This is a genomic window from Xanthomonas boreopolis (assembly GCF_046529185.1).
Lineage (GTDB): Bacteria > Pseudomonadota > Gammaproteobacteria > Xanthomonadales > Xanthomonadaceae > Pseudomonas_S > Pseudomonas_S boreopolis.
Genome location: NZ_CP097162.1, coordinates 1,569,170 through 1,594,490 on the forward strand (window position 1 = coordinate 1,569,170; position 25,321 = coordinate 1,594,490).

Sequence of the window (25,321 nt, forward strand, 5' to 3'; positions counted from 1 at the left end):
CCCGGTGCCTCAACGTCCGGCCGGCGCGGCCGCGTCGCGCAGGGCCGGCAGCAGCGCCTGCGGGTCGCCGTCGTTCGGCGCGGGCCGGATGCCGACCAGGCGGGCCAGCAAGGGGTAGACGTCGACGTTGTCGAACGGCGGCAACTGCTTGCCGACGGCGAACGACGGGCCGCGCGCGATGAATACCGCCCGCATCGACGGCAGCGCCGGATCGTAGCCATGCGAGCCGCGCCCTTGCGCCTGGCCGCGGCGTTTCTCGGCCTGGGCGCGCGGCAGCGCATCCCAGCCTTCGTGCATCTGGCACACGATCGAGGGCACGCGCGGGTTGCTGCCGTAGTGCCAGCGTGCCGGCAGTTCCTGCTTGCGCCAGCAGTCGTAGCGTTCGTGGGCGCCGAGCAGACGCGCCTCGGCCTTGGCCTGCTGGCCCGGCAGCGGCTCGATGCCGACCGATTGCCCGACCGACACGACCCGGGCTTCCTCGACCGGCACCATGTCTTCCACCGCGACCACGTGGCCCGGTTCGACGCTGGCCATGCCGTGGTCGGAGACGACGATGACGTCGGTGGTGTCCAGCACGCGCTCGCGCGCCATGCCGTCGAGCAGGCGGCCGATCGCCTTGTCCACGACGGCGATGGCCTGCGCGTACTCGGGCGATTGCGGGCCGTGGTCGTGGCCGGCGTGATCGACCTGGTCGAAGTACAGGGTCATGAAGCGCGGGGCGTCCGCGCCGTCCTGGGCCAGCCAGCCGAGCACGGTATCCACGCGCGCCTCCGGCGGGACCTTTCCGTCGAAGGGCTGCCAGCGGCTCGGCTGGATGCCCTGGATCGGCGCTTCGCTGCCGGGCCAGGCCCAGGTCGCGGTACGGATGCCGGCCTTCTCCGCGCCGACCCAGATCGGCTCGCCGCCCCACCAGGCGCCATTGCCCACCGCATCGCGCTGGCTGAGCGCGAAGCGCCCCAGGGCGGCGTCGTCCATGCTGTTGTGGACGATGCCGTGATGGTCCGGCCGCAGGCCGGTGACGATGGTGTAGTGGTTGGGAAAGGTCAGCGAGGGATAGGACGGGCTCATCCAGCGCGCACGCACGCCTTCGGCGGCCATGCGCGAGAGGTTCGGCGACAGGCCGCGGTCGAGCGCGTCGGCGCGCAACCCGTCGATCGAGATCAGCAGCACCTTGCGCGGTGCCGGCGGCGCGGTGTCGGTGGAAGGAGAGCTTGCGCAGGCGGCGAGCAGCAGTGCGCAGGTCGCGGCGAGGAACGGATGCAGGGACTTCATCCCGCCAGTGTAGGCGGCCCAGGTGACTCGTCGAAGACAACCTATGGCACGGGCGTCATGCGAACAGATCGGCTTCGCGCGCGTCGGCCACGCATGCGGCGCCCTCCAGGCGCAACAGCGCCTGCTTGGTCGGGAGTCCGCCGCCGAAGCCGGTGAGCGCGCCGTCGGCGCCGATCACGCGATGGCACGGCAGCACGATCGGCAACGGATTGCGGCCGTTGGCCGCGCCCACCGCACGCGTCGCGGACGGGCGCCCGACCTGCTGCGCCAGCTGCGCGTAGCTCCAGGTTTCGCCGTACGGGATCCGCGCGAGCGTGTTCCACACCTGCAACTGGAACGGCGTGCCGACCGGCGCGAGCGGCAGTTCGAACGCGGTGCGTTCGCCGCGCAGGTAGTCGAGCAGCTGGCGCCGCGCTTCGGCGACCGGGCGGGGATCGTGCTGCCAGTGTTCGCGGTCGCGCGCTTCGTGGCGGTTGCGCGGGAACAGGATGTGATGCAGGCGGCCATCGGCATCGGCCGCCACGGTGAGCGTGCCGATCGGGCTTTCGAAGGCGTCGTAGTAGAAGGCGGTCATTGCGGTCTCCTTGGTCCTGGAGGCTATCGTCGGGTGGTCGTGCGGGAAATCCGCGGTCCGGGATCCGTCAGCGTTGCGTCGCTGCGGACCCGCTCGCGCTTTTCCCGCGCCGGGGGCGCCGCGACCCGGTGTCCGCGGGCGCGGCGGCGGAGGGTTTCGCAAGCGGCGCGAGGTGCCATAGATGCAGCACGGCATAGCTGCGCCACGGACGCCAGGCTTGCGAGCGCGCTTCGGTGGCGCGCTCGCTCAGGCGGCCGGGATGGCCGAGCACCTGCTGCAGGATCAGGTCGCCGGCCGGGAAGGCGTCGGGCTGGGCGAGCGCGCGCATGGCGATGTAGTGCGCGGTCCACGGGCCGATGCCGGGCAGGGCGGTGCAGCGCTCGACGAACTCGGCCAGGCGCTGGCCGGCGCCGAAGTGCAGCCGTCCATCGGCCACGGCCCGGGCCAGCGCGCGGATCGTCGCGGCGCGGGTGCGCGGCAGGCCGATCTGTTCCAGCGGCGCATCGGCCAACTGGTCCGGCGTGGGGAAGATCCGGTCCAGCCCGCCGGGCATGCCGCTGCGGCGGCCGCCATGCCGTTCCACCAGCCTGGCCGCCAGCGTCGCCGCGCCGGCCACGCTGACCTGCTGGCCGAGGATCGCGCGCACCGCGACCTCGAAGCCGTCCCAGCCCCCGGGCACGCGCAGGCCCGGGCGGAGGGCGATGCCCTGCGCCAGCAACGGCTCGCCGGCGAAGGTGGCGTGGACCGCCTGCAGGTCGGCGTCGAGGTCGAACATGCGGCGCACCCGGCGCACGATGTCCGGGATCGCGCGCGGATCGGTGGCGCCGATCCGCAGCAGCAATTCCGAACGCCTGGGAGCGGCGGCGACGTGGATCAGCGTCGAGGCATCGGCCGGCCCGATCACGCGCCGGTAGCCGTCCTCGTCGACCTGCTCGATGCCGGGGATGGCGCGGCGGCGCAGGAACGCCAGCATCGCGGGGAAGTCCAGCGGGGGACGATAGCCCAGCCGCAGCTCGAGCTCGCCGCCGGCGATCTCGCCGCGCTGCCGGCGCAGGGCGGAAGGCGGCATGCCGCAGCCTTCCAGGAACGCGGCGTTGAAGCGGCGCAGGCTGTTGAACCCGGCCGCGAGCGCGACCTGGGTGACCGGGAGCGCGGTCTCGGTGAGCAACTGCTTGGCCATCAACAGCCGGCGCGTGGCATGCACCTGCGCGGGCGTGGCGCCCAGTTGCTGCAGGAACTGCCGTTGCAGCTGGCGCGCGCTGAGGCCGAGCTGGCCGGCGAGGTCGTCCACCGTGCGCTCCTGCAGGTAGCCTTCGGCGATCAGCGCCAGCGCGCGCTGCACGGTTTCTTCGCCCAGGTGCTGCTGTGCCTGCGGCGACAGCTCGGGCCGGCAGCGCAGGCACGGCCGGTAGCCGGCCGCGCTGGCCGCGGCCGCGCTCGGGTAGTAGCTGACGTTGCCGGGCTTGGGCGGCGGCGCCGGGCAGACCGGCCGGCAGTAGATGCCGGTGCTCTTCACGGCGGTGAAGAACAGGCCGTCGAAGCGCGCGTCGCGCGCCAGCCTGGCGCGGTCGCATTGTCCGGGGTCGAGCGGGCGGTGCGTTTGCATGGGGCCAGTCTAGGGGCTGGCGGGGATGTCGGCTGGCCGTTTTCGGACATCGATGCCGCGGTTCAAGCCGGGTTGGTCCGGCGGGGGCCGACACGTCCTAGACTGTGGCGTTCTTCCCGCTCCCGCGCCGCACTTTCGATGCCGAAGTTCCGTTGGTCGTTCGCCCTCGTCCTGCCCGTGCTGGTGGCCTGCCGCCAGCCCGAGGCGGTGCAGGCCCCTGTCGTGGCGCAGACCACCCCGGCCGCCGATGGCGACCACATGGTGTCGGTGGACGCGCCGCCGTTGCCGGCACCCCCGCCGCGCAAGCCGGCGCGCCAGGACGACGCCTGGTCGGACGTGCAGCTCGAGGCCGGGCAGGCCTGGGTGAGCTGCGCGACCGACTACACGGCCGAGGCCGGCGACGGCCAACCGCTGGCGGCGCTGGACAAGGCCTCGATCGAGGCGGCGATGCGGCCGTGCAAGGACGCCGGGCTGGTGCGGGTGCGCTACTCCGGCAAGATCAATCCGGCCTTCGCCGAACTGATGTGGCGGCTGGCATCGGTGGCCGACGGGCTGCGCCTGCAGCGGCGCATCCTCGACCTGGACTCCAGCGGCGGGCAGGTCGAGGCGGCGATCCGCGCCGGCGACTCGATCGGCGCCTCGCACTGGACGGTCTGGGTGCGCGAAGGCTCGATCTGCCACAGCGCCTGCGTGTTCGTGCTGGCCGCCGGGGACAACCGCCTGATCGCCGGCAAGGTCGGCATCCACCGGATGATGCGGATCAGTTCCAAGGCGACCTCGCGCGCCGAGCTGCGCGACGAACTGCAGCAGGTCTACGGCAACGTCAAGGACTACCTGGAGCGCAACGGCGTGGCGGTCGCGGTGGCCGACCTGATGATGACCGTGCCCAACCGCAGCCTGCGCCTGCTCACGCCGGAGGAACTGCGCGAATACGGGCTGGACGGCACCAACGCCGTGCAGGACGACCTGGACCGCATCCGGCTGATGCGCGAGTGCGGCGACGACTTCGTCAAGCGCAAGGACGCGTTCCTGGTCGCGTTCGACCAGCAATGCAAGCGCGAGGGCGAGGAACTGGAATCGGTCAACGCCTGCGGCCAGGCGCTGAAGGAACAGTTCGGTTTCCCCGACCCGGCCTGCCCGGAGGAGAGCCCGTTGTCGGAAAACGACGCGGCGGCGCTGCTGCCGCGCCAGGCGACGGTCGAGGCGCCGAAATCCTGAAGCCGGCCGCGGCGCTTCCGAGCCGCCCTTGGGCATCGGCAGCGGGCCCAACGCGACTTGGCCGCGAGCCGGCGACATGCCCTAGACTCGCCCGGCAGATCCGGCTCCCAGGAAAGGAACGTCCCGCCATGCACCGCACCGCACTGCTGCTCGCTTCGCTCGCGTTGGCCAGCCCGCTCGCGCACGCCCAATCGGCACCGGCCGCTGCGCGTCCCGCGCCCGCGCCTCCTGCGGCGCCGGCCGCTCCCGCGCTGACGCCGGCCCAGCAGGCGCAGTTGGCCAAGCAGAACGCCGAGATGAGCCAGGCCGCGCTGAAGGCCGCGCAGATGGTGGACGCCAACCAGCTCGGCGAACTCTGGGACGGCGCCTCCGTGGTCGCCAAGAAAGCCGTGACCCGCGACGTGTTCGTGCGGCAGGTCGGCAGCGAGCGGGCCCGGCTGGGCGCGCTGGCCGGGCGTGGCGCCGCGACCGTGACGCGCGTGCAATACGGCCCGGGCGCGCAGGTCCCGGAAGGCCTGTACGTCAACGTCAGCTTCCCCACGCGCTTCGCCAATGCGCCGCAGCCGGTCCGCGAACTGGTGTCGTTCCGGCTCGACGAGGACCGGGTATGGCGCCTGTCCGGCTACAGCTTGCGCATGCCCAACTGAGGCTGGGGGCCGTCCGGCAAGGCGCCCTGGATCCGCGCTTCGCACCGCGCGGAGATCCGTGAGCGCCAAGGCCGCAGCGGCGTAGTCATGCGGACGGCGCCGGGCCTGCCGCGAGCGGGCCCGACAGGTGCTGGATCAGTTCGGTCACGCGGAAGGGCTTGGAGAAATACGTGACCGTCGCCGGGATGGGCGGCAGGTGATGCGGCGAGATCCCGGACACGAGCACGACCCTCGCCGCGGGATTGCGGTCCTTGGCCGCGTGGGCCACGTCGATCCCGCTGACCCCGTCGGGCATGGTGACGTCGGTTATCACCCAATCGAAATCCTCGGCCGCCAATTTGGACTGGGCGTCACGCCCGTTCAACGCCTGGACGACGGTATGTCCTTCTTCCTCGAGGGCTATCGACGTCACCAGGCGCACCAGGTCGTCGTCCTCAACGTACAGTATTTTCATCGGTGCCCTGCTGTCTGAGTTCGGGGATGAACATCGTCACGGTGGTCCCGGCGTCCGGGAGGCTGTCGATCTCGGCGAAGCCGCCGCTCTGGCTGGCGAAGCCGAAGACCTGGCTCAGCCCCAGTCCGCTGCCCTTGCCGACATCCTTGGTGGTGAAGAAGGGCTCCATCGCCCGCAGGCGGATCTCCTCGGGCATGCCGGGCCCGTCGTCGGCCACCGAGACGCAGACGTAGTCGCGGTCGGGGCATGCCTGCGAGTGGCGCAACCGGTCCGGGCGGGCGACGCGGGTCCTGACGACGACGTGGCCGGCCGGCGAGGCGTCGCGCGCGTTCGCGACCAGGTTCATCACTGCCGCTTCCAGTTGGGTCCGGTCGACCATGACGGGAGGCACGCGCTCGGCCAGTTCGAGGGTGCAGCGGACCGCGTCGCCGGCCGCGCGCCTGAAGAGTTCGAACGAGTTGCGGATGAGTTCGTTCACGTCGTACTGGGCCGGACGCAGGTGCTGCCCCCGCGTGAACGCGAGCAGTTGGTGGGACAGGTGGCTGCCGCGCTGGGCGGCCTCGGCCGCGGCATTGATCAGCAGCGACTTCCTCTCGTCGCGTTCCTTCTTCGCCAGCAGGTCGAGGCTGTTCACGATCACGGCCAGCACATTGTTGAAATCGTGGGCGACGCCCAGGGCGAGGCGGCCGAGAGCCTCCAGCTTCTGGGATTGCGCAAGCGCGCGCTCGGTTTCGCGGAGGCTCTTGATGGCCTCGTATTTCTCGGTGACGTCGCGGGTCACTTTCGCGAAGCCCACCAGCCTTCCGTCCTGCCATATCGGATCGATGATCACGTTCGCGCGGAACAGGCTGCCGTCCTTGCGTACCCGCCATCCCTCCGCCTTGTACCGGCCGGTCTGCCTGGCGGCCTCCAGTCCTTTCCACGGCAGCCGCCGGGCGATGTCGTCCGGCGTGTAGAAGATCGAGAAGTGCTGGCCGAGGATTTCCCTGTCGGTGTAGCCCTTGATGAGTTCGCCGCCGGGATTCCAGCTGCGGATGTAGCCCTCCGGATCCAGCATGTAGATCGCGTAGTCGGTCACCGCCTGCAACAGCAGGCGTTCGGCTTGCTCGCTGTCGCCATGCTGCTTCTGTTCGTGCATCGCGCACTCCCGTGGATCGCCGGCAAAGCCTATACGCCGCCCCGTGAGCGCGGAGTCTTGTCCCGCGGGGCCGCTCCAGGCGGAGCCATGCTTGTCGCGGCGGCGTGAACGGCCGGGTGCAGGCGGCGGGAGCGCGCCTTTTCCCGCGGGTTGATCTCGATCAAGCCCTCCTTGCGGCGCGGCGGCGTAGACTGCCCACGCGATTCGAGCGGGAGCGCGCATGAAGCATGTCGACGTGGCAGTGGTCGGGGCCGGGCCCATCGGGCTGAGCTTTGCGCGGTCGTTGGCCGGGAGTGGCCTTTCGGTGGCGCTGGTCGAACGGCAGGATCGTTCGCGCCTGGCCGATCCGGCGTTCGACGGCCGCGAGATCGCGCTCACGCATGCCTCGCGCCAGGTGATGGAGAGGCTGGGGCAATGGGCGCGCATTCCGGCCGGCGACATATCGCCGTTGCGCGATGCCCGGGTGATGAACGGTTCCTCGCCGTTCGCGCTGACGTTCGCCGCGCATGCGGGGGACGTCGGCGAGCTGGGGTGGCTGGTGCCCAACCACCTGGTCCGGCGTGCCGCCTGGGAAGCGGTGCAGGGCCAGCAAGGGCTGCATGTCCTGGACAACAGCGCGCTGGCGGCGGTGCAGGCCGCCGCAGGCGGCGTCGCGCTCGTGCTGGCCGATGGGGAGCGGCTCTCGGCGCGCCTGCTGGTCGCCTCCGACAGCCGTTTCTCCCAGGCCCGGCGCCTGCTCGGGATCGGGGCGCGCACGCGCGATTTCGGCAAGTCCATGCTGGTTTGCCGCATGCGGCACGAACGGCCCCACCACCACGCGGCCTGGGAATGGTTCGGCTACGGCCTGACCATGGCCCTGTTGCCGCTGCACGGCGACCGGGCCGGCGTGGTGCTGACGCTCCCGCCGCGGCGGGTGGAGGCGTTGATGGCGATGGACGAGGCCGCGTTCGGCGCCGCGATCACCGATTGCTTCGAGGGGCGGCTGGGCAGGATGGACCAGGAAGGCTCGCGCCATGTCTACCCGCTGGTCGCGACCTACGCGGAGCGCTTCGTCGGCGAACGTTGCGCGCTGGTCGGCGATGCGGCGGTCGGCATGCATCCGGTGACCGCGCATGGATTCAACCTGGGGCTGCAAGGCCAGGCGCGGCTGGCGAAGGCGATCGTCGAGGCGGCCGCGGCGGGGGACGACATCGCCGCGCCGGCGCTGCTGGCCGGCTACGAACGCGCGCACCGGCTGGCTACGCGCCCGCTGTACGAGGCGACCAATGCCATCGCCTCGCTGTACACCGACGATCGCCCGCCGATGCGACTGCTGCGCGACGGCGCGTTGCGCGCGGCCAGCGTGGTGGCGCCGTTCCGCAAGGCCATTGCCGCGCACCTGACCCAGCGCGCCGTCGCCTAGCAGGGGATCGCGAAGGCTTCTTGCGGGAGGGACTTCAGCCCCGAAGCCCTGCCGGCAAGGCCCTGCCGGGACTGAAGTCCCTCCCACAGGGGCCAACCATCGGCTAGGCGGCGACCACGCGGATTTCCACGTCGTCGATGCGCACGACCTGGCCGCCGCGGATCTTGGCGGTCTTGCGCAATTCCACCTCGCCGTCCACGCGCACCGCGCCGCTGGCGACGATCGCCTTGCCCTGGCCGCCGCTGTCGGCGATGCCGGCCAGCTTGAGCAACTGGTTGAGTTCGACGTATTCGCGGTCGAGTTCGAAATCGAGGGTTTGCATGGCGTCGTCGTTGGCAGCCGGGGGCGGCGATTATCCGTCTACTCGCGCTCGAATTCGCGCACTTCCTCCAGCAGCGCGCGCGCTCGGCGCAGGCTGAAGCCTGTGACGGCATCTTCCACGCGCTGGGCCAGCCGCGGCCGGCGAGGATTGCGCGACCAACGATGGAACCAGGCGGTGCCGATCCAGCCGAGCGCGCCGATCGCCAGGCTGCCCCAGATCCAGCCTGGTGCCCCGGCGGGTATCGGCATGCGCGCCAGGCCGGCCACGGCGACCACGACGATGACCCACATCACCCACCATGGCCAGCCGGCGAGCATGCCGTTGAGGGCGTAGAACCGCCGCAACCTGGCGAGCCGGTTCTCGATCTGCAGTACGGGGGCGCCGTAATCGATGCGGGACGCCAGCGCGAGGGTGATACCTGCAAAGACTGCAGTGACCACCCCGAAGGCGTGCAACGTCGCGCCCGCGACGAGGTAGCGCGGGGCGTCCGGATTGTGTCTCCAGCAGGCGATGCCGAGCAGCATCAGCGCCACGCCGAGCGCGACCTGCAGCCACTGGCCCCGGACCAGCGGGCGCAGGCTGCTGCGCAAGTGCTCGCGCTTGCGTTCGCCCAGCAATGCGTTCTGCAGCGTTTCCTGGCGTTCGAGACGCTGGCCCAGTTGCCGCCAGGTGGCCTTCAGTTCGTCCGGTTCCATGTCGGGATCCTCGGGTTCAGAGTTCGTGACGGATGCGCGCCTTCAAGCGGCCGATCTTGGTGGCGACGTTGGTTTCGCTCAGGCCGAGTACCCCGGCCATCTCCCGGTAGCTGCAGTCTTCGAGGTAGAGCAGCATCAGCGCGCGTTCCAACGGCGGCAGGGCATGGATGAAGCGATGCAGTCGCTCGACCTGCTGGGACATTTCCGGGTCGTGCGGGCGCGGATCCGGCAGATCGTGGTGCGCCTCGTTCCAGGAGTCGGCCTGGGTGCTCCGCGTGCGGCTGCGCACGTGCGAGATCGCCACGTTCAGCGCGATCCGGTACATCCAGGTCGAAAACGGCCTGGCCGCGTCGTAGGACGGCCAGGCCCGCCACAGCTGCGCCGCGATGTCCTGCATCAGGTCGTCGCGATCCTCGCGCTGCCAGGCGTAACTGCCGGCGACCTTGACCAATACGCCGCGGTGCCGCTCCAGCAGGGCGGCGAATGCCTGGCGGTGGTCGCAAGACGTCGTTGCGGGCTGTTCCATGGCGGGGGCTGGAAGGGGGGCTCGCGAGGTGATTCGCCGGCAGGGGCGGATCATCACACCTGAACGGAATCCCGGCCCCCTTTCGACAGCGGGGCCGCCAAGGCGCACAATATGCTGTCCTGCGCCCGCCCGTTCGCGGCCGGCGCCTCCCGGAGTTCCCCATGTCAGACCAATCCCCCGCGCCGCTGCGCTTCGCAGACCTCGGCCTGAGCGAGGCCGTGATGCGCGCTGTGGCCGATGTCGGCTACGAGTCGCCGTCGCCGATCCAGGCCGCCACCATCCCGGCCATGCTGGCCGGCCGGGACGTGCTCGGCCAGGCCCAGACCGGCACCGGCAAGACCGCCGCGTTCGCGCTGCCGGTGCTGTCCAACGCCGACCTGGCGCAGGCCAAGCCGCAGGCGCTGGTGCTGGCGCCCACCCGCGAGCTGGCGATCCAGGTCGCCGAGGCCTTCCAGCGCTACGCCACGGCGATCCCGGGCTTCCGCGTGCTGCCGGTCTACGGCGGCCAGCCCTATGGCCAGCAGCTGTCGGCGCTGCGCCGCGGCGTGCACGTGGTGGTCGGTACGCCGGGCCGGGTGATCGATCATCTCGAGCGCGGCACGCTGGACCTGTCCGAGCTGAAGACGCTGGTGCTCGACGAGGCCGACGAGATGCTGCGGATGGGCTTCATCGAGGACGTTGAGGCGGTGCTGAAGAAGCTGCCCGAGTCGCGCCAGGTGGCGCTGTTCTCGGCGACGATGCCGCCGCAGATCCGCCGCATCGCGCAGACCTACCTGCGCGACCCGGCGGAGGTCACCATCGCCGCCAAGACCACCACCTCGGCCAACATCCGCCAGCGCTACTGGTGGGTGAGCGGCCTGCACAAGCTCGATGCACTGACCCGCATCCTGGAGGTCGAGCCGTTCGACGCGATGATCATCTTCGCGCGCACCAAGGCCGCCACCGAGGAACTGGCCGAGAAGCTGCAGGCGCGCGGCCTGGCGGCCGCCGCCATCAACGGCGACATGCAGCAGGCCCAGCGCGAGCGCACCATCGGACAGCTCAAGGACGGCAAGCTCGACATCCTGGTCGCCACCGACGTGGCCGCGCGCGGACTGGACGTGGAGCGGATCAGCCACGTGCTGAACTACGACATCCCCTACGACACCGAGAGCTACGTGCACCGCATCGGCCGCACCGGCCGCGCCGGGCGCAGCGGCGAGGCGATCCTGTTCGTCACGCCGCGCGAGAAGGGCATGCTGCGCCAGATCGAGCGCGCCACCCGCCAGCCGATCGAGGAAATGCAGCTGCCGTCGGTGGACGCGGTCAACGACACCCGCGTGAGCAAGTTCATGGCCCGCATCAGCGATGCGCTGGCCGAAGGCGGCGACATCGAGTTCTATCGCGAGCTGCTGCAGCGCTTCGAAGGCGAGAGCAACGTGCCGGCGATCGACATCGCCGCGGCGCTCGCCAAGCTGCTGCAGGGCGATGCCCCGTTCCTGCTGGCGCCGCCGGTGCGCGGCCCGCGTCCGGAACGTAGCGACGAGCGCGCGCCACGCCGCAGCGAGCGTCCCGAGCGTAGCGAGCGCCCGGCCCGTTTCGAGCCGCGCGCCGAGCGCGCGCCGCGTACCACGGACGACCGTGCGCACGCGGCGGCCTCGCATCCGCGCGCCGAACGGCAAGGCGGCGACTTCGATTACGAGCGCGATGTCGGCAGCTTCGAGCGCCCGCGCCGCGACAAGGTGCCGCCGCGTGGCGAGCCCGAGTTCGGCATGGAGACCTATCGCATCGAGGTGGGCCATATGCACGGTGTGAAGCCGGCCAACATCGTCGGGGCCATCGCCAACGAGGCCGGGCTGGAGAGCCGCTACATCGGCCGCATCGACATCCACGACGATTATTCGATCCTGGACCTGCCGGCGGAGATGCCGCGCGAGATCCTGCAGCACCTCAAGAAGGTGTGGGTGTCCGGCCAGCAGCTGCAGATGCGGCGCGTGGACGGCGACGAGGCGCATGCGCCGTCGCGCGGGAAGCCGAAGTTCGCGCGGGCCGGCAAGCCGGGCGGCGCGGCCAAGCCGCATCGCAAGGGGCCGGGCAAGCCGAAGGGCGCGCGCCACGAATGATCGCCGCACCTTCCTCGCACGCGGGGAAGGTGCCCGGAGCGGCGCCTCCGGCACCGGGCGCCATCACGGCCTGCATCCTTGCCGCCCCGGCACGACGTCCGCGGCGCGGGCGCGGGCCGGTGGCGCGCCTGCGGGACGTCCTGGCCCGCGGGCATGGGAAGGGCCGCGTCCTGTCTTCCATGTCTTTCTTCGAGTGATCTCCATGACCACCCGCCTCAACAAGCACATCGCCGAGACCGGATTCTGCTCGCGCCGCGAGGCCGACCGCCTGATCGGCGAGCGGCGCGTCACCGTCAACGGCGTGGTGGCCGGCACGGGTGCGGTGGTGGGCGAGGGCGACGAAGTGCGGGTGGACGGCCAGCCGCTGCGCGCGCGCATGGCGAGCAAGCCCGGTGCCCGCCGCCATGTTTACATCGCGTTGAACAAGCCGGTCGGGATCACCTGCACCACCGAAAGCTCGGTGAAGGGCAACATCGTCGATTTCGTCGGGCACGAGCAGCGCATCTTCCCGATCGGGCGGCTGGACAAGGATTCGGAAGGCCTGATCCTGATGACCAGCAACGGCGACATCGTCAATGAGATCCTGAGGGCGGAGAACCGCCACCAGAAGGAATACCTGGTGGCGGTCAACAAGCCGGTCACCGACGAATTCCTGCGCGGGATGGCGCGCGGCGTGCGCATCCACGGGCAGATGACGTTGCCGTGCCGGACCGCGCGGATCGCCAAGTTCGGGTTCCGGATCGTGCTGGAGCAGGGCCTGAACCGGCAGATCCGCCTGATGTCGGCTGAGTTCGGCTATCGCGTCACGCAGTTGCGACGGACGCGTATCGACAACATCAAGCTGGGGACGTTGAAGCCGGGGCAGTGGCGGAATTTGACGGATCTGGAGTTGAGGGGCTTGTTGCCGCAGCGGCAGGATTTTTGATCGGTTGATCGGTTGATGGGGCTTTCGGGCGTTTGATCACGCTGTCCCTCCGGCCTGCGACATCTATCTACCGTCGTCCTCGAGAAGGCGACGGCCCAGCGACTTTCTCGCTATCTATCCAGTCCCCGTGATCTCACTATCGTCATCCCCGCGAAGGCGGGGATCCAGGGACTTTGCTTTTGCTTTGTTTCGAGTGGATGCAAAAACTTTCGCCTTTGGCGAGTCACTTTTCTTTGCTTGTGCACGCGCGCCGCAGGAGCGGCGCCGCACGGCGAAGCCGCCCGAAGGGCGCGGCACAAGGATGTGCCGCGTAAAGAAAAGTAACCAAAAGAAGCGCTTCACAGCAGCCGAAGCGCTTCACAACAGCCGAATGGCTGGTCATGGCTGATCAAGCACACCCCGCCTTCGCGCCCTCCGCTGGGCTACGGGTCCGCGGAGCCAATGGGATTTTCGGACGCGACCTCCTGTCGCGGCCGAAAACGGCGCACTCGTCCGCTACGCGGACGAGCCCGGGGCATTCGCCGCGCGGCGAATGCCCGCCCGCCGGGGCGAAGCAGTGCTTCGCCTTTTCCGGCGAGCCCCTGTGCGCCGCCCTTCGGGTGTTTCCCATTGTCTCCGCCGCTTCGGAGGGGCCCCGATAGATCAAAGGCGAAAAGCAAAAGCAACGGCAAAACACGAGCAACGGCAACAGCAACAGCGCTGCGTCTTCGGCCTTGGGCTGTAACGGCAGGCCATGCCATGTCTAATCGGCCAGGTTCTTCGACTCGGCCGTGCCCAGCAGTTCCGGATGCTCGATGCGGCGCCGGCGCTCCAGCAGCGGATGCAGGAACACGGCGCCGAGGATGATCGCCACGCCGAGGTAGAACAGCGGCGTCAGCTCCTTCTGCTCGCCGAGCAGCAGGGCGGCCAGCACGATCGCGTAGATCGGTTCCAGATTGGTGACCAGTTGCACCGAGTACGCGCTCAGGTGGCGCAAGGCTACCAACGCCAGCGCGAACGGCAGCAGCGTGCAGGCCAGGGCGAGCGCCAGCAGCAACGCGCCGTCGTGCAGGCCCGGCACCTCCAGCAGGTCGCCGCCGAAGGCCGGCAGCAGCAGCGGCATCAACGGGGCAAGCGCCGTCAGTACCAGCGTGCCCGCGCCGAGCTCCAGGCCGGTGACGGTCAGCGGATCGGCATGGCTGACCATGCGCTTGTTGAGCGAGCCGAACAGCGCCACCAGCAGCGCGGACACGGCTCCTACCGCGATGCCGGCGCGCATGCCGCCCGGCACGCCGCCGACCACCATCGCCACGCCCGGGAGCACCGCGATGCCGAACAGCAACTCGCTCGGCCGGAACGGTCGGTGCGCCACCCACGGCTCGATCACCGCGGTGAACACCGGCGCCAGTGCGATGCAGGTGGCGGCCACCGAGGCGTTGGCCAGCTTGATCGCGCCGTAGAAGGTCAGCCAGTGCAACGCCACCAGCGCGCCGATGCCGCAATAACCCCATGCCAGCCGCGGCGTCAGCGCGCGCAGGCCGCGCCATACCCGCGGCAACAGCGCCAGCGCGGCCACCACGATCAGCATGCGCCACCACACCAGCGGCAGCGCCGGCAGCGTGATCAGCTTGCCCAGGATGGCGGTCACGCCCCACAGCAGGACGCAAAAATGGATTTGCAGTTGCGCCTTGCGCAGGGGAGTCATCGGCATCCGGCTATTGTCGCCGAGGCGCCGGCGGCATGACCATCGCGCACGCCGCGCGGCGCGACGGCGCTCGCGTGCCGGATCAGGGAGCCAGCGCCTTCATCAGCGCCATGGCGGCCGCGGGATTGCGCTCCTTGGCGGCGCTGATGAAGTAGACGAACACCTCGCGCGGCTCGCCGGGCTCGAGCGGAGCGGCGACATGCGGCAGGTCCGGGTTGTCCTCGCCGTCGCGCCAGGCCCGGATGCGCCGTGCCCAGGCCCGCAGTTCGGCCGCGGGATAGCCGGTATCGACGTCGGACCGGCTGCGCATCAGCCGCGCATACACGAAGTCGCCGCCCAGGTCGGCGAAGGAGGGGTACTCGTCGCTGTCGGTGAACACCGTGGCCATGCCGCGCCGGCGTATCCGCTCGAGCAGCGCGGCATCCACGAAGGCCGGATCGCGGATCTCCAGGACGTGGCGCAGGCGGTGGCTGCCGGCATGGCTGGGCAGCAGGTCGAGGAACGCGTCGAAGTCGTCCTGCTGCAGCGTGCGGCCGTGCGCGAACTGCCATACCAGCGGCCCCAGCCTGTTGCCCAGTTCGGAGATGCCGCCGATGAAGTCGTCGACCTGCGCGCCCGTGCCGGCCAGCCGCCTGGCCTGGACGATGCGCTTGGGGGCCTTGGCCGAGAACACGAATCCCTCCGGCGTCTCGTCGCGCCACTTGGCGTAGGTGGCCGGCTTCTGCGTGCCGTAATAGGTGCCGTTGATCTCGATGCTGGTGAGGTGGCGGCTGGCGTATTCCAGTTCGCGCCGCTGCACGAGCCCGGGTGGATAGAACATGCCGCCACGCCAAGGTTCGTAGACCCAACCGCCGATGCCGATATGGATGCCCCCGCCGTTGGCCGGCGCTGTGTCGAAGAGTTCGTTCAACGGAATATCCCTGTCTACTGCCTGCACTTCTCGTTGCCGCGTGCCCGCGTGGCCTCCACGGGCGTGCGTCCCAATGTCGTTGCCCGGCATCCGTCCGGAGCGGTTCGGCGGCTACCTGCCACCGGTGGCGTCGCAATGCGGCGGTGGGCCGGGGACGGCGTGCCGTCATGCCTGAGCGGGGATGCTACGGCCAGCGGGGCCGGCGGTGCGTTACCGTTTTGCAAAGAGGGTCTGATTTCCGGCAAGCGGGCCGGCGGCCGCTGCCGTGCTGCACCATGATGGGGCGCGGGGCGGCCGCCCGGCTCTCGCCCCTGGCCCCACCCGGACTTTGGGCACTGCGCGCCCGGGAGGCGGGCGGCTACCATCCGGACATCCCCGCCCGAGGACGGCCTCCATGAACTGGACCACCCCCGACCTGTGCGACCGCTTCCCCGAGGTGGCCGTGGCCGAGCCGCTGTTCCGCAGCTTCGGCGGCCGGGCCGCGTTTTCGGGGCCGTTGGCGACGGTACGCTGCTTCGAGGACAACTCGCGCGTGCGCGAGCTGGCGATGACGCCGGGCGAGGGGCGGGTGCTGGTGGTGGACGGGCAGGGCTCGCTCCGGCACGCGCTGGTGGGCGACCAGATCGCGGCCAATGCCGCGGCGAACGGTTGGGCGGGCATGCTGATCCATGGCTGCGTGCGCGACGTCGAAATACTGGCCACGCTGCCGGTCGGGCTGCTCGCGCTGGCGGCCTGTCCGCGCAAGACCGACCGGCGCGGACTGGGGGATGTGGATGTACCGGTGAACTTCGCCGGGGTGGCGTTCGTGCCGGGCCATTGGCTCTATGCGGATGCCAGCGGCGTGTTGGTGTCATCGTCGCCGTTGGACCTGGCGGCGACCTGAGCGAACGAACGGGAGAATGCGGTTGAACAGAGGGTGGTGGGTGAGCGGAATGACCATGGCGCTAGCGGCGGCAGTGGCGGCACAGGCCGCGGAAACGCCGGCGGGACTGCAGGACTTCGATGCGCAGGTCGAGCGCGTGCGCCGGACCTTCGACGTACCCGGCATCGCGGTCGCGATCGTCGAGGACGGGCAGGTGGTGCTGGAGCGGGGCTACGGCGTGCGCGAGGCCGGCAAGCCCGGGGCGGTGGAGGCGACCACGCCGTTCGCGATCGCCTCCAATACCAAGGCGTTCACGGCGGCGTCGCTGTCGATCCTGGCCGACGAGGGCAAGCTCAAGCTCGACGACCGGGTGATCGACCACCTGCCGTGGTTCCGCATGTCCGATCCCTACGTCACCGGCGAGATGCGCATCCGCGACCTGCTCGCCCACCGCAGCGGGCTGAGCCTGGGCGCGGGCGACCTGCTGTTCTGGCCGACCACCGGCTACAGCACCGACGAAGTGGTGAAGCGCCTGGCGAAGGTGCCGTTGAAGGGCGGCTTCCGCGACCGGTACGCCTACGACAACATCCTCTACGCGGTGGCGCAGAAGGTGATCGAGCAGGTCTCCGGCATGTCCTATGCCGACTTCCTGCAGAAGCGCATCTTCGATCCGGTCGGCATGGGCGGCACCCGCTTCAACGCCGACCATCTCCGCCCCGGCGACGCGCCGGCGGTGGGCCATGCCAAGTACGACTTCCGCGAACTGCGCACGGTCGCGCCGCTGACCTGGTCGAACAACTCCGGTGCCGGCGGCATCTATTCCAGCGTGCACGACATGGCCAAGTGGATGAACGTGCAACTGGCCGGCGGCAAGCTGCCGGACGGCACGCCGCTGTTCAGCGCGCAGCGCCAGCGCGAGATGTGGTCGGTGATCACGCCCATCGCCATCCCGGAGCCGAGCGTGCCCGAGCTGGCGCCGGCAAGGCCGAATTTCGCCGGCTACGGCGAGGGCTGGAACCTGAGCGACTACCGCGGCCACAAGCTGGTCTGGCATACCGGCGGGTGGCCGGGCATGGTCTCGCGCCTGACCCTGGTGCCGGAGCGGAAGCTCGGCGTGATCGTGCTGACCAACCAGGAAGTCGGCGCCGCGTTCAATGCGGTGACGATGCAGGTCCTCGACGCCTATCTGGACGCGCCGAAGACCGACTGGACCGATGCCTATGCCAAGGCCGTGGCCAAGTCGCAGGAGAAGGCCGACGAGAGTTGGGACAGGCACATGGCGGCGCGCGATGCGAAGTCCAGGCCTTCGTTGCCGTTGTCCGGTTATGCCGGCACCTACCGCGACCCGTGGTACGGGGACGTGGTGGTGCGCCGGGAAGGGGAACGCCTGCGGCTGCAGTTCTCGAAGACGGCGCAGTTGCTCGGGACGCTGGAGCATTGGCAGCACGATACGTTCATCGTGCGCTGGGACGATCGCTCGCTCAATGCCGATGCGTTCGTCACCTTCGCGCTGACGCCGGATGGCAAGGTGCGCGAGGCGAGGATGGAGGCGGTGTCGCCGTTGACGGACTTCAGCTTCGATTTCCAGGATTTGGTCTTGGTGCCGGTGGAGTGACGGGGCTTAATCGATAGGGGGTGTCCTGTCATTGTTTTTGTGTAGAGGAAGCTCTTTGGCTTTGATGCCATTCCGCTGCCCCGCGGAATCTCTCTACCGTCATTCCCGCGAAGGCGGGAAGCGCTTTTCAGCAGCCGAATGGCTGATCATCCAGGGACTTTGCTTTTGGGCTCTTTGGGCCTTTGGCGATAAGGCCAAAGCTTTCGCCTTACGGCGAGTTACCTTTCTTTGCTTGTGCACGCGCGCCGCAGGAGCGGCGCCGCACGGCGGAGCCGGCCCGAAGGGCGCGGCACAAGGATGTGCCGCGTAAAGAAAGGTAACCCAAAGAAGCGCTTCACAGCAGCCGAACGGCTGATCAAACACACCCCGCTTGCGCGCCCGCAGCTGCGCTGCGGGTCCGCGGAGCCAATGGGATTTTCGGACGCGACCTCCTGTCGCGGCGAAAAACGACGCACATCCATGTGCGTCGCCCCTTCGGGGTTTTACCCGCCGTCTCCGCCGCTTCGGAGGGGCCCCGGTAAGTCAAGGTCAAAAGCGAAAAGCCAAAGCAACATCACGAGCAACAGCAACAGCAACAGCAACAGCAACAGCAACAGCAAAGGCAAAGATCGCCCGGGCCTGCATGCAAATCACACGGCCTCGCTCGCCACTTCCTCGCGTGCCAATTCAAAACCCTCGTCCAGCCAGCCTGTGATGCCGCCGATCATGAGCTTGACCGGGCGCCCCAGCATGGCCAGGCGTACCGCGGCCTTGTCCGCGCCGTTGCAGTGGGGTCCGGCGCAGTACACGACGAACAGGGTGCCGGCCGGATGATGGGCGAGCTTGCCCTGGACGATCTTGCCGTGGGGCAGGTTGATCGCCCCCGGTACGTGGCCCCGGGCATACAGCGCCGGGGCACGCACATCGAGGAGGACGAAGCCGGGGGCGCCGGATGCCATCGCTTCGTGCACGTCCCAGCAGTCCGTTTCCAGGTGCAGCTTGGCGGTGAAATGGCGCAGCGCTTCCGCGCTGGCGGCGGCGGGGACCTGCAGTACGGGGTTCGGCATGGATCGTCTCCTTGGCTGGGGCGGTGCCAGTGTGGTCCGGGCAGGGCGCCGGTTAAACTGGCAGGATTGACGGATACCGGTCATTTCCTGCCATGGCGAAGAAAACCCCGTACGTGGTCGCGCTGGCGTATCCGGACCTGTGCCTGTTCGAGTTCGGCATCGCCGCCGAGTTGTTCGGCCTGCCGCGGCCGGAGCTGGAGGTGGCCTGGTATCGCTTCGGCGTGGCCATGACCGCGGGACGGGTGCGCAGCGGGATCGGCGGCATGCGGATCGCGGCCGATGGCGGGCTGGAGCTGTTGCGCAGGGCGCATACGATCGTGGTGCCCGGCTGGAGCGGGCCGGAGGTGAAGCCTTCCGCAGCCTTGAAGTCCGCGCTGTGCCGGGCGCACGCGCGCGGCGCGAGGCTGATGTCGATCTGCTCCGGGGCGTTCCTGCTCGGCCACTGCGGTCTGCTGGACGGACGCCGGGCGACCACGCACTGGCGCTACGAGCAGCGTTTCCGCGAATGCTTCCCCGCCAGTACGCTGGTCCCCGATGCGCTCTATGTCGAGGACGGCCGGATCGTCACCTCGGCCGGCAGCGCGGCCGGGATCGACGCGGGCCTGCACCTCATCCGCAGCGACTTCGGTACCGCGATCGCCAACCGGGTGGCGCAGCGGTTGGTGATGCTGCCGCACCGCGAGGGCGGGCAGCGGCAGTTCGTGGCCAGTCCGGTGGCCAGGCGCCGCAACGATCCGTTCGATGGCGTCTTCGACTGGGCACGGCAGCGGCTGGCCGACGGCATCGCCGCCGCCGACCTGGCCCGGGCGGCGGCGATGAGCGAGCGCAATTTCTATCGCCGCTTCAAGCAGGCGATCGGCACGACGCCGGGGCAGTGGCTGCAGCAGGAACGCATACGGTCCGCGAAGGCGCTGCTGGAGGCCGGCCGGCTCGACCTGGAGCGGGTGGCGGAGGCCTGCGGCTTCGAAACGCTGGAGGCGTTCAGGGCGGCATTCAGGCGCAACGTGGGCGTGGCGCCGTCGGCGTACCGCAAGAGTTTCGGGCAGGGCGCCTGAAGCGGGTACGCGATCCGCCGTGAGGGAAAGCGTTCAGTTTGCGGGCCTCCCCGAAAGGCTGGCGGAAGGCCGGAATGGCCACACTGGAGACGTGCCGGGACCGCTTGTCCGGGCGAGCGTCTGTTTCCAGGGAGAGACTCGGGATGGTGGCTTTTGCTCGCGGCGCGCGGCGCCTGGCTTTGTTGGCCCGGGCCGGCATGCCCTTGACCTCGTGGGCCGCGCCTGCCGATCCGGATCCTGCGGCGTCGCCTGCCGCGCCCGGGAGCCTGTGGGGCGACAAGACCGAATTGACGGTCGGGATGGCGCCCGTCACCACGCCGAGCTACGACGGCGCTTTGCAGGACCGTTGGGAGCCGCTGCCGGTTGTCGGTACAACGCGGCATCCTGTTCGCCGACAGCACGCGCGGCGCGGGCCTGCAGTTCCAGACGGCTTCGGGCTTGTACCTGTCGCAGTCGATCTACTACGACTGGGACCACATGTTCACGCCGCACTGGAGCAGCGTGCTGCTTGAAGGCCGCCTGCTACCCCAGGCCGCGTCTCGCGACGATGCGCTCCGGACGTGTTGCGCACGCCGCCGTTCGCGCCGCCGGTGCGGGGCCGGGCTCGCCGCGATCGGTTCGATCCCGTTCGCTTGACCACCACATCCAATGAGCTACCCTCGGCGCCTTTGTCGATTGGGGTCTGGCGATGTTCCGGTGGTTCGAATCCTTGGTGGAGGTGTTTCCTTCGCCGGAAAACCGCACGCCACCCGGTGCGGTACGGCGTTTCTACCTGCATTACCTGCGCCCGCTGTGGCCGGTCCTGCTGGCGACGCTGGTCGCCGGCCTGCTGTTGGCGCTGGTCGAAGTGGCGATGTTCGATTTCCTCGGCCGCATCGTCGACATGGTGGCCGAGCGCCCGGGCCCGGATTTTTTCCGGCGCCATGCCGTCGAGCTGCTGTGGATGGGAGGCATCACCCTGATCGCGCGCCCGCTGCTGGTGGGCGTGCACAACCTGCTGGTCAACCAGGCGATCGTACCGGGGCTGAGCAACCGCGCGCGCTGGCTGATGCACAACTACGTGGTGCGGCAGAGCCTGTCGTTCTTCCAGAACGACTTCGCCGGCCGCATCGCCAACCGGGTGATGCAGACCGGCACCTCGCTGCGCGAGTCGGCGGTGCAGATGGTCGATGCGCTGTGGTACATCGTGGTCTACACCGGCAGCGCGCTGTACCTGTTCGCGCAGGCCGACCCGCTGCTGACCGCGCCGCTGCTGCTGTGGCTCGTCGCCTACGTGGCGCTGATGGTCCACTTCGTGCCGCGCATGAAGACCCGTGCCTGGATCGCCTCGGATGCGCGCTCCAAGGCGATGGGCCGGATCGTCGACGGCTACACCAACGTGGCGACGTTGAAGCTGTTCGCCCGGGCCGGGCGGGAGCAGGGCTACGTGCGCGAGGCGATCGACGAGCTGGCGGTCAAGCATCGCGCGCAGACCCGCGTGACCACCTCGATGGATACCTCGATCGCGATCATCAACGGCTTCCTGATCGTCGGCACCTGCGCGCTGGCGCTGTGGCTGTGGAGCCGCGGCCAGGTCAGCGTCGGCGCGATCACCGTGGCGACCGGCCTGGTGATCCGCATCCACAACATGTCCGGCTGGATCATGTGGACGATCAACGGCATCTTCGAGGACATCGGCACGGTGCAGGACGGCATGCAGACCATCTCGCGGCCGCTCACGGTGCAGGACGCGCCGGACGCGCGCGAACTGCAGGTGACGCGCGGCGAGGTGCGCTTCGAGGACATCCACTTCCATTACGGCAAGCAGGGCGGGGTGATCGCCGGGTTGGACCTGGAGGTGCGGCCGGGCGAGAAGATCGGCCTGGTCGGCCCGTCCGGCGCCGGCAAGTCGACGTTGGTCAACGTGCTGCTGCGCCTGTACGACCTGGAGAGCGGCCGCATCCTGATCGACGGGCAGGACGTGGCGCGGGTGACGCAGGAGAGCCTGCGCGCGCAGATCGGCGTGGTGACCCAGGACACCTCGCTGCTGCATCGCTCGATCCGCGACAACCTGCTGTACGGCCGGCCCGACGCCACCGAGGCGCAACTGCACGAAGCGGTGCGCAAGGCCCGCGCCGACAGCTTCATCGAGACGCTGGTGGACGGCGAGGGCCGGCGCGGCTACGAGGCGCACGTGGGCGAGCGCGGCGTGAAGTTGTCGGGCGGCCAGCGCCAGCGCATCGCGATCGCGCGGGTGCTGCTGAAGGACGCCCCGGTCCTGGTGCTGGACGAGGCCACCTCGGCGCTGGATTCGGAGGTCGAGGCCGCCATCCAGGACAGCCTCGACGAGCTGATGGCCGGCAAGACGGTGATCGCGATCGCGCACCGGCTCTCGACCATCGCGCGCATGGACAGGCTGGTGGTGATGGACCGCGGCGCGATCGTCGAGACCGGCACGCACGCCGAACTGGTCGCGCGCGGCGGGCTGTATGCGCGGCTGTGGGCGCGCCAGACCGGCGGGTTCGTGGCGGCGGAGGCCTGAGGCAACGCACCGCCGCGGTGCGCGTCGGCCCGCCCGGCAGGTTCCGTATCCGGGCGGCCCGCTACGGGGCCCGTCCCTTGGCGCTGGCTTCCGCCAGGCGTTCAAGGTAGGCGCAGAACATGTCCGCCATCGCGTCGGCGTAGGCGGCGATCTCCTCCGGCCGGCGCGGGCTTTCGGAGAACTGCTTGCCGGCGCCGCTGAGGGTATCGGTGATCAAGCCGCCGGCCCGCGCGCGGGTCGGCGCGTCGGCCCTGGGCAGCGCTTCGCGCATGAAATCGGCGAAGGCGCGTTCGCCCGCCTCGCGCGCCTGGCGCGCCTCGGGCGCGTGCCGGTAGAACGGCGCGGCATCGCCGAGCGCGACGCGCATGTCCGCTTCCTCGCACTCGGAGCGCACGAACGCATGCACCAGGGCGCGCAAGCGCCCGGCCGGCGGCTGCGCGCGATCGGCCATCAGGCGGGCCAGCAGGTTGCTGGTGTGGCGCCATTCGTCGCTCTGCAGGCGGAACAGGATCGCCGCCTTGTTGGGGAAGTACTGGTACAGCGAGCCGATGCTGACGCCGGCCTTCTCGGCGACCCGAGCGGTGGTGAAACGGGTGGCGCCTTCGGCGGCCAAAACCTGAGCGGCCGCCTGCAGGATCGCCGCCACCAGTTCGTTGGAACGCGCCTGTTTGGGCTGTTTGCGCTGGGAAATACGGGGCGCGTGCGGTGCGCTCATGGCCAGTCCCGGAATGCGATTAGAAAACGCGAATGATTGCTCGCATTCTAGTCCGGCGCGACGTGCACCTTCATTCCTTTCGGAGATTCACCAATGAACACCCCGGTTTTCCCCCTCCTGGCGCCGCTGCTGGACCGCCTGTTCGCCGAGGACGCCGCCGCCTCGCCCGTGGACAGCCCGGCCGTGGCCGCATTGTCCGCGGACGAGCAAGCGCGCCTGATGCGCAGCAAGACCGACTACCTGGATTTCTACGGCCGGTTGAAGGATCTGCCGCTGGCGGTCTCGCGGCGGACCGGCACGTTGCTGTACATGCTGGCCCGCAGTTGCCGGGCGCGCAGCATCGTCGAGTTCGGCACCTCCATCGGCATCTCCACGTTGCACCTGGCCGCCGCCTTGCGCGACAACGGAGGCGGCCGGCTGGTCACCAGCGAGTTCGAGCCGTCCAAGCTGGCGCGCGCACGCGCCAACCTCGAAGCGGGCGGCCTGCTGGACCTGGTGGAGATCCGTGCCGGCGACGCATTGCAGACCCTGGCTGCGGATCCGCCGGAGACGATCGACCTGTTGCTGCTGGATGGCGCCAAGGCCTTGTACCCGGAGGTGCTGGCGCTCCTGGAGCCGCGGTTGCGCCCGGGTGCGCTGGTGGTCGCCGACAACGCCGACTACAGCCCCGAGTACCTGGCGCGGGTGCGTTCGCCGGAAGCCGGCTACTTGTCGCTGGCGTTCGACGAGGACGTGGAACTGTCGATGCGGCTGGGCTGAGGCGGACTTCCATGCGCCGCATCGGAGAGCGATGGCGGCGCACGGAGGCGGTCAGTCCGAGCCGGGGCCGCCACCGCCCGGTGGCGGCCCGCCGCGGCCTCAGAAGCGGTAGGTCGCCGTGCCCACCATGTTGCGGGTGTTGCCGCTGAAGCAATCGCCGAAGTTGCGGCACGGCGCGAAGTATTCTCTATTCGCAGTGGCATGGCGGCCACGCAGGCGCGGAGCGGGCTGGCCGATCGCCGCCTCAAGCGGCGGTGCGGGCCTGCGGCCGCACCGCGCTCGGCGGCACGCCGATGATGCGCTTGAAGGCGCGGCTGAAGGACGCCTCGCTGTCGTAGCCCAGGCGCCCGGCGGCTACCGCCACGCGCATGCCTTCCTGCTCGATCCAGCGGCGTGCGCGGAACATCTTGACCTTGGCGACGTAGCGCGCCGGGCTCTCGCCGACGGTGCGCGTGAACGATTCGGCGAAGCGCGAGCGCGAGGCGCCCATCAGGTCGGCGAGCTCGGCGACGCTCCAATCGCGCTCCGGTTCGGCATGCACGGCCGCGATCACCTTGCCGATCTTGGGGCAGTGCACCGCCGCGATCCAGCCGCTGGCGTCGCTGCAGGCGCATTCCACCCAGGCGCGGATGATGCTGGCGGCGAGCACGTCGGCCATGCGCGCGAGGATGCCGCAGGCGCCGATGCGGTCCAGCGACGCCTCGCGCTCCATCGCTTCCAGCAGCACAGGCACGGCCGGGTCGCGCTTGAGCAGGTCGCCGGCCAGCATCTGCTCCGGCATCATCGCCAGCAGCGGGTGCAGCGGGTCCAGGTTGAAGCGCATCGCCCCGCAGAACAGTACGTCCGGCGGCGGAGGCTCGGCCTTGCCGTCGCCGCCGGTGCCGTCGCAACCGCGCTTGCAGACGAGGTAGACGTCGTCGCACACCGGCGTGCGCGCGCAACTGCCGATCTCCACCGTGGGCACGTCCGGCGCGCTGGCCAGCACGTGCGCGCTGCCGCGCGGCAGCAACACCGCGTCGCCGGCCTGCAGCCGCTTCCATTCCGCGCCCTCCACGCGCAACCATGCGCCGCCGCGTGCGACGAAATGGAAGCGCGCATCGCGCTGCGCCGGAAACGCCAGCGACCACGGCGCCTGCAATTCGCAGCGGCCGTACTCCACGCCGTCCAGGCGCAGGCCCAGCAACACCTGGGTCAGCATGTCCGGGGGCGTCTGGGCCGAGGCGATCGGGGAGGGTTGGGAGGATTGGACAAGCATTAGGGGTTTTCCGGCATG

At 69.9% G+C, this 25,321-nt stretch carries 24 protein-coding genes; 11 read left to right on the forward strand and 13 right to left on the reverse strand.

Translation table 11 applies throughout. The features are described 5' to 3' along the window. Positions 1–9: 9 nt before the first annotated feature. The 3 genes from M3M27_RS07000 to M3M27_RS07010 form a co-directional block, all read right to left on the reverse strand. Positions 10–1,272: an ectonucleotide pyrophosphatase/phosphodiesterase gene (locus M3M27_RS07000; RefSeq protein WP_434027570.1), complete on the reverse strand. Its 1,263-nt coding sequence runs from the start codon at positions 1,270–1,272 to the stop codon at positions 10–12. A 55-nt stretch (positions 1,273–1,327) separates the two neighbouring features. Further along, positions 1,328–1,846: a methylated-DNA--[protein]-cysteine S-methyltransferase gene (locus tag M3M27_RS07005; RefSeq protein WP_140718956.1), complete on the reverse strand. Its 519-nt coding sequence runs from the start codon at positions 1,844–1,846 to the stop codon at positions 1,328–1,330. Positions 1,847–1,913: 67 nt separating this feature from the next. After that, a complete protein-coding gene (locus tag M3M27_RS07010) occupies positions 1,914–3,452 on the reverse strand; it encodes an AlkA N-terminal domain-containing protein (protein WP_434027571.1) in 1,539 nt (512 codons plus the stop codon). A gap of 138 nt (positions 3,453–3,590) precedes the next feature. Between M3M27_RS07010 and M3M27_RS07015 the strand changes: the two genes are divergently transcribed. Further along, a complete protein-coding gene (locus M3M27_RS07015) occupies positions 3,591–4,670 on the forward strand; it encodes a hypothetical protein (RefSeq protein ID WP_140718954.1) in 1,080 nt (359 codons plus the stop codon). 128 nt (positions 4,671–4,798) lie between these two features. Then, the gene (locus tag M3M27_RS07020; protein ID WP_434027572.1) at positions 4,799–5,317 is read left to right on the forward strand and encodes a DUF4019 domain-containing protein; all 519 of its coding nucleotides are present in this window, start codon (positions 4,799–4,801) and stop codon (positions 5,315–5,317) included. Between the two features lie 85 nt (positions 5,318–5,402). Here the strand turns inward: M3M27_RS07020 and M3M27_RS07025 are convergent, their stop codons facing one another. Further along, positions 5,403–5,771: a response regulator gene (locus tag M3M27_RS07025; protein ID WP_434027573.1), complete on the reverse strand. Its 369-nt coding sequence runs from the start codon at positions 5,769–5,771 to the stop codon at positions 5,403–5,405. Further along, positions 5,752–6,909 carry a two-component system sensor histidine kinase NtrB gene (locus tag M3M27_RS07030; protein WP_434027574.1) on the reverse strand — a complete coding sequence of 386 codons (1,158 nt, stop codon included), beginning with the start codon at positions 6,907–6,909 and terminating at the stop codon, positions 5,752–5,754. Before M3M27_RS07030 ends, M3M27_RS07025 begins: the two co-directional genes overlap by 20 nt. A 220-nt stretch (positions 6,910–7,129) precedes the next feature. Between M3M27_RS07030 and ubiM the strand changes: the two genes are divergently transcribed. Next, on the forward strand, positions 7,130–8,311 hold the full coding sequence (gene ubiM, locus M3M27_RS07035) for a 5-demethoxyubiquinol-8 5-hydroxylase UbiM (protein WP_434027575.1): 1,182 nt from the start codon (positions 7,130–7,132) through the stop codon (positions 8,309–8,311). 103 nt (positions 8,312–8,414) lie between these two features. Here ubiM and M3M27_RS07040 read toward each other — a convergent pair whose 3' ends face one another. The 3 genes from M3M27_RS07040 to M3M27_RS07050 are packed head-to-tail and all read right to left on the reverse strand — an operon-like array spanning position 8,415 to position 9,854. Continuing rightward, on the reverse strand, positions 8,415–8,633 hold the full coding sequence (locus M3M27_RS07040; RefSeq protein WP_140718950.1) for an RNA-binding S4 domain-containing protein: 219 nt from the start codon (positions 8,631–8,633) through the stop codon (positions 8,415–8,417). Between the two features lie 38 nt (positions 8,634–8,671). Beyond that, the gene (locus M3M27_RS07045; RefSeq protein WP_434027576.1) at positions 8,672–9,328 is read right to left on the reverse strand and encodes a serine/threonine protein kinase; all 657 of its coding nucleotides are present in this window, start codon (positions 9,326–9,328) and stop codon (positions 8,672–8,674) included. 16 nt (positions 9,329–9,344) lie between these two features. Next, entirely contained in the window at positions 9,345–9,854 is a 510-nt protein-coding gene (locus M3M27_RS07050; RefSeq protein ID WP_434027577.1) for an RNA polymerase sigma factor, read from the reverse strand. Between the two features lie 161 nt (positions 9,855–10,015). On the opposite strand from M3M27_RS07050, the gene M3M27_RS07055 reads away from it, so the two are divergent. Both M3M27_RS07055 and M3M27_RS07060 read left to right on the forward strand, forming a co-directional pair. Further along, positions 10,016–11,956 carry a DEAD/DEAH box helicase gene (locus M3M27_RS07055; RefSeq protein ID WP_434027578.1) on the forward strand — a complete coding sequence of 647 codons (1,941 nt, stop codon included), beginning with the start codon at positions 10,016–10,018 and terminating at the stop codon, positions 11,954–11,956. 202 nt (positions 11,957–12,158) lie between these two features. Beyond that, positions 12,159–12,881 (forward strand): pseudouridine synthase, encoded by a 723-nt coding sequence (locus tag M3M27_RS07060; protein ID WP_140718946.1) that lies wholly within the window; start codon positions 12,159–12,161, stop codon positions 12,879–12,881. Positions 12,882–13,623: 742 nt separating this feature from the next. On the opposite strand, the gene M3M27_RS07065 is transcribed toward M3M27_RS07060, so the two are convergent. Both M3M27_RS07065 and M3M27_RS07070 read right to left on the reverse strand, forming a co-directional pair. Beyond that, positions 13,624–14,571, reverse strand: coding sequence for a DMT family transporter (locus M3M27_RS07065; protein WP_434027579.1), 948 nt, complete (start codon positions 14,569–14,571; stop codon positions 13,624–13,626). A 76-nt stretch (positions 14,572–14,647) separates the two neighbouring features. Next, positions 14,648–15,475: a DUF72 domain-containing protein gene (locus tag M3M27_RS07070; protein ID WP_434027580.1), complete on the reverse strand. Its 828-nt coding sequence runs from the start codon at positions 15,473–15,475 to the stop codon at positions 14,648–14,650. Between the two features lie 394 nt (positions 15,476–15,869). On the opposite strand from M3M27_RS07070, the gene rraA reads away from it, so the two are divergent. Beyond that, the gene (rraA, locus tag M3M27_RS07075; RefSeq protein ID WP_140718943.1) at positions 15,870–16,358 is read left to right on the forward strand and encodes a ribonuclease E activity regulator RraA; all 489 of its coding nucleotides are present in this window, start codon (positions 15,870–15,872) and stop codon (positions 16,356–16,358) included. Next, positions 16,300–17,952, forward strand: a complete 1,653-nt coding sequence (locus tag M3M27_RS07080; RefSeq protein WP_434027581.1) for a serine hydrolase — start codon at positions 16,300–16,302, stop codon at positions 17,950–17,952. Before rraA ends, M3M27_RS07080 begins: the two co-directional genes overlap by 59 nt. 629 nt (positions 17,953–18,581) lie before the next feature. On the opposite strand, the gene M3M27_RS07085 is transcribed toward M3M27_RS07080, so the two are convergent. Further along, complete coding sequence (locus M3M27_RS07085) at positions 18,582–18,998, reverse strand: rhodanese-like domain-containing protein (RefSeq protein ID WP_434027582.1); 417 nt, start codon at positions 18,996–18,998, stop codon at positions 18,582–18,584. Positions 18,999–19,090: 92 nt separating this feature from the next. Here M3M27_RS07085 and ftrA point away from each other — a divergent pair, with 92 nt between their 5' ends. The 3 genes from ftrA to M3M27_RS07100 all read left to right on the forward strand — a co-directional run bounded on the left by ftrA (position 19,091) and on the right by M3M27_RS07100 (position 22,574). Continuing rightward, positions 19,091–20,053: a transcriptional regulator FtrA gene (ftrA, locus tag M3M27_RS07090; RefSeq protein WP_434027583.1), complete on the forward strand. Its 963-nt coding sequence runs from the start codon at positions 19,091–19,093 to the stop codon at positions 20,051–20,053. A gap of 363 nt (positions 20,054–20,416) precedes the next feature. Continuing rightward, entirely contained in the window at positions 20,417–20,689 is a 273-nt protein-coding gene (locus M3M27_RS07095; RefSeq protein ID WP_434027584.1) for a hypothetical protein, read from the forward strand. Between the two features lie 52 nt (positions 20,690–20,741). Next, positions 20,742–22,574 carry an ABC transporter ATP-binding protein gene (locus M3M27_RS07100; protein WP_434027585.1) on the forward strand — a complete coding sequence of 611 codons (1,833 nt, stop codon included), beginning with the start codon at positions 20,742–20,744 and terminating at the stop codon, positions 22,572–22,574. A gap of 61 nt (positions 22,575–22,635) precedes the next feature. On the opposite strand, the gene M3M27_RS07105 is transcribed toward M3M27_RS07100, so the two are convergent. Continuing rightward, positions 22,636–23,289 (reverse strand): TetR family transcriptional regulator, encoded by a 654-nt coding sequence (locus tag M3M27_RS07105; protein WP_434027586.1) that lies wholly within the window; start codon positions 23,287–23,289, stop codon positions 22,636–22,638. 93 nt (positions 23,290–23,382) lie between these two features. On the opposite strand from M3M27_RS07105, the gene M3M27_RS07110 reads away from it, so the two are divergent. After that, positions 23,383–24,048, forward strand: coding sequence for an O-methyltransferase (locus M3M27_RS07110; protein ID WP_140718936.1), 666 nt, complete (start codon positions 23,383–23,385; stop codon positions 24,046–24,048). A 244-nt stretch (positions 24,049–24,292) separates the two neighbouring features. Here M3M27_RS07110 and M3M27_RS07115 read toward each other — a convergent pair whose 3' ends face one another. Then, positions 24,293–25,303 (reverse strand): AraC family transcriptional regulator, encoded by a 1,011-nt coding sequence (locus M3M27_RS07115; RefSeq protein ID WP_434027587.1) that lies wholly within the window; start codon positions 25,301–25,303, stop codon positions 24,293–24,295. Between the last annotated feature and the right edge of the window lie 18 nt (positions 25,304–25,321).